The sequence below is a fragment of the Streptomyces sp. E11-3 genome, from assembly GCF_046540415.1.
Taxonomy (GTDB): Bacteria; Actinomycetota; Actinomycetes; order Streptomycetales; family Streptomycetaceae; genus Streptomyces.
This window is the reverse complement of record NZ_JAZGRL010000008.1, coordinates 1-4,071: the sequence shown is the minus strand read 5'-3', so window position 1 is coordinate 4,071 and position 4,071 is coordinate 1. Positions and strand designations below refer to the sequence as shown.

At 71.8% G+C, this 4,071-nt stretch carries 3 protein-coding genes; all 3 read right to left on the bottom strand.

Annotation, left to right across the window (positions count from 1 at the left end):
• Positions 1–641: 641 nt before the first annotated feature.
• The 3 genes from U9R90_RS34030 to U9R90_RS34020 all read right to left on the bottom strand — a co-directional run bounded on the left by U9R90_RS34030 (position 642) and on the right by U9R90_RS34020 (position 3,898).
• A complete protein-coding gene (locus U9R90_RS34030) occupies positions 642–1,004 on the bottom strand; it encodes a hypothetical protein (RefSeq protein ID WP_411061154.1) in 363 nt (120 codons plus the stop codon).
• Entirely contained in the window at positions 991–2,730 is a 1,740-nt protein-coding gene (locus U9R90_RS34025; protein WP_411061152.1) for a hypothetical protein, read from the bottom strand. The genes U9R90_RS34030 and U9R90_RS34025 overlap by 14 nt, the downstream gene beginning before the upstream one ends.
• A gap of 178 nt (positions 2,731–2,908) precedes the next feature.
• The gene (locus U9R90_RS34020) at positions 2,909–3,898 is read right to left on the bottom strand and encodes a malate dehydrogenase (protein ID WP_411061150.1); all 990 of its coding nucleotides are present in this window, start codon (positions 3,896–3,898) and stop codon (positions 2,909–2,911) included.
• Between the last annotated feature and the right edge of the window lie 173 nt (positions 3,899–4,071).

Here is a 4,071-nt window from a genome sequence, read left to right as displayed (position 1 = left end):
CTCGGTCGGGGCCAGGGTGGGAGGCTCGATGGTCGGGGTCGGCAGGCCGCTGGGGGCGGCGCTGTCCGTCACCCGCTTCGCGTCCGACTGCCCGTCGTCGCCCTGGCCGAAGAGCAGCCAGCCGCCGAGCCCGGCGAGCACTAACGCGGCCGCCACCGGCACGATCACCACGGCCCGGCGAAACCACGGCCGCGGCTCAGGACCGGGTCCCGGCACCGGCGCCACCGGCTGCCAGGACGGCTGCGGCGGGCCCAGCTCGACCCGCGGCTCGGAGCCGACGTGGGGCCCGGAGTCAGGCCGTCCGGAGCCAGGCCATCCGGAGTAGGACCGCTCGGAATCAGGCCGTGGCTCGGAATCAGGCCCTGACTCGGAGCCGACATGCGGCCCGGACTCGGCCGGCGGCCCGGACTCGGCCGGCGGCCCGGACTCGGCCGGCGGCCCGGACTCGGCCGGCGGCCCGGAAGCAGGCCGCGGCTCGGACGCCGGTCGCGGCGGCTCGGACGCCGACGGCGGCGGAGTCGGAGGCGGCTCCGACCCCGGCCGCGGCGGAGGCGGCGCGGTGAACCGCGGCTGCGGCGCGGCATCGGACTCCCAGCGCTGTGTGCGCGCGTTCCAGCGCACCCCACCCTTGTCGGCCATGCTCAGTTCCCCACCAGCGCGCGGACCGATTCGGACAGCGCGGTGGCCGACGCCAGCAGCCCCGTCACCGCGCCCGCCTGGCTCAGCGCCTGCCCGATCCTGCCGAGCAGCCCCCGGTCGGCCCGCCCGGTCCGGCCGATCTCGTCCTCCGCGTCGGCCAGTTCGCCGTCCAGCGCGGCCGTCTCGTCGGTGGTGTTCAGCCGGGCCAGATCGGCGCGCAGATCCCGTACGGCCTTGAGCAGCTCCGCGTGCGCGGGGTCCAGCGGCGCCACGCCCTGCTGGTTGACGACGCTGTTGTTGTCGCCGATGGCGAACGCGCCCTGCACGTTCCCGATGTGGATGCCCCGGCCGTCATCGCGTGCCATCGTCGCCTCCCAGGCCACTCGCGCCCTGCGTGTTGTTGGTGATGGTGTTGTGGTCTCCGACTGCGAACGCGCCCTGCGCCCTCTCGATGAGTACCCCGCCACCGCTGACATGGGTGATCTTCTGGACGAATTCGTCGGTGTGGTAGCCCGCGTCCCGCAGCGCCTGCCGCACTCCGTTGGCCACCCGGTCCTGGACGGCCTTCAGATAGCGGCGCACATCCATGTCCTGGAAGAGCGAGCAGTCCCCGGCCGCGCCCAGCTCACGCACCGAGACCGCGGGCCCGTCGGGCATCGCCCCGCCATAGCCGCCCGTGATGATCCGCCAGGTCAGGGCGGCCCCCCGGGCCAGCGTGACCACCGCGAACGGCAGCGAGCGCGGGCCCCTGGCCAGCGCCCAGACAGCCTTGCCGAACATGCTGTTGTTGCGGTACTGGTGCGCGACCCGGTCGGCCTCCTCGAAGTCGGCGCGTACGGGAAGCAGCACATGCGGGGCGACTTCCAGCATCAGCATCCGGCCCTGGGTGTGCACCCGTACGTAGACGGTCGTGACCAGCTCCTCTTCCCAGCCGCCGACCCTGATCCGCAGGAAGTGGCGCCGCGTCTCGCCGCCCTCCTCGACCGCGTCGGCCCGGTGGGCCTCGAAGACCTGCTGGTCGTACGGGGCCAGGTCGCGGCGGGGCAGTCCGGCCACCGGCAGGAAGACGCACTCGTCGATCTCCAGCTGGCGCAGCCGGTCCCGTACCGCGTCCCCGGCGTGCGGCGCGGGCAGCCGCAGCCCGGCGAGCAGCGGCCGGACGCGTTCCAGGATCACCCGGTTGGTGACCGGCTCCGGGGGTTCGTCGCGGTCGGCGTCAGGCCGTAGCTCGACGGCGAGGGTCCAGGAGTCGTACGGGCTTCCGGCACCGCAGAAGGGGTTGCCCGCGTGGTACATGACGAGCGGGGCGTGCTGCTCGGTCCGGATGCGCTGGCGCAGCCGCTGGAAGCGATGTCCTGGCGCTGCCTCGGCGGGGTCGCTCGCGATGTCCGGGAACCTCGTCGGGTGCAGTTCGCCCGCGAGCGCCCTGGCGAACTGGCCGCGCTGCGCGCCCACGCACACCGCCGTCAGCACCAGTACGAAGATCGCCACCCAGCCGTCGAAGACTTTCGGCTGCTCGCCGAGTGCGCCGGGCAGAGTGGCGGCGACATCCCCCGTCGAGGTCCCCCCGGTCTGTCCGCCGTCCTCCGCATTCCCCGCGCCGAACGCGACCGCCACCGCCAGCCAGAGAACGACCAGCAGCAACGCCCGTCCGGTCCAGCGCAGGTACCCGGCGGGTGCCGTGCGGTACAACGACGGCTTCTTCCCGTGGCCGCGTACCAGGTCGGCCAGCGCGAGCAGCAGACACGGCAGCAGGAAGAGCACCAGCACACCGGGGGCGAGGAGCAGTCCCAGCACCCACAGCCCGACGATCCCGGCCGTCCAGCCGAGTTCGGCACGGCGGGCGCGCAGCGCGTGGGCCAGCACCCGGGCGGCGTCATAGCCGAGCGAAGGGGCGACGATGCGCTCCTCGTGGACGTACAACTCCTCGATGACCGCGTCGCGGTAGGCGTTGTCGAGGTAGTTTCCCGCGCAGAGCAGCCGGGTGGCCTCGCTGGCGCCGGGCGGTGTCGGCGGGACCTGTAAGGGAGCGTCCGGGGCATCCGGTGTCCCCGGCGGCTCCGGCTGCTGCGGGACGTAGGTCTGCGTCAACGCTTCCCCCTGGGGCTTCAATTGCCTTGCGAGACACACGCGTTGCTGTGTGCTGCGTCACAGCATAGGGGAGTACGGGGTGCCCTGGAGCCACCTCGGAGACAGGTACACACGGAAGGTCCCGGCCCTTGCGGACCGGGACCTTCCGTGGATGTCTAGCGAGACTGTCTCGCGACGATCAGATGAGGCCGAGACCGCGCACCGCGTCGCGCTCGTCGGTGAGCTCCTTGACCGAGGCGTCGATCCGGGCGCGGGAGAAGTCGTTGATCTCCAGGCCCTGGACGATCTCGTACGTGCCGTTCTTGGCGGTGACCGGGAAGGAGGAGATCAGGCCCTCCGGAACGCCGTACGAGCCGTCCGACGGGATGCCCATCGAGGTCCAGTCGCCGTCGGCGGTGCCGTTGACCCAGGTGTGCACGTGGTCGATGGCGGCGTTGGCGGCCGATGCGGCCGAGGACGCGCCACGGGCCTCGATGATCGCGGCGCCGCGCTTGGCGACGGTCGGGATGAAGTCGTCGGCCAGCCACTTCTCGTCGCCCACGACCTCGGCGGCGTTCTTGCCGGCGATCTCCGCGTGGAAGATGTCCGGGTACTGGGTCGCCGAGTGGTTGCCCCAGATGGTGAGGCGCTTGATGTCGGAGACGGCGGCGCCGGTCTTCTTCGCGAGCTGCGAGAGCGCGCGGTTGTGGTCCAGGCGGGTCATCGCGGTGAAGCGCTCGGCCGGTACGTCCGGGGCGGCGGCCTGCGCGATGAGCGCGTTGGTGTTGGCCGGGTTGCCGACGACGAGGACCTTGATGTCGTCCGCGGCGTGGTCGTTGATGGCCTTGCCCTGCGGCTTGAAGATGCCGCCGTTGGCCTCGAGCAGGTCGCCGCGCTCCATGCCCTTGGTACGCGGGCGGGCGCCGACCAGGAGGGCGACGTTGGCGCCGTCGAAGGCGACGTTCGGGTCGTCCGAGATGTCGATGCCCTTGAGCAGCGGGAAGGCGCAGTCGTCGAGCTCCATCGCGGTGCCCTCGGCGGCACCGAGTGCCGGGGTGATCTCGAGGAGGCGGAGCTTGACCGGCACATCCGGGCCGAGCAGGTGACCGGAGGCGATGCGGAAGAGCAGCGCGTAGCCGATCTGTCCGGCCGCGCCGGTAACGGTGACATTCACGGGAGTGCGGGTCATGGCGATCTCCGTAAGACAGCTGGCGGTTGGGGTCCTGCCCCGGGTGCAGGATCTCCCGGACGCTCAACGATCCGATGATCCGGGATCCAACGATCCGATGATCGATCTTTCCCTCGACGTCAAGAGAGATCCATCGGTCAGGCTATCCGAACCCCGGCCCCCTACACCCCCCA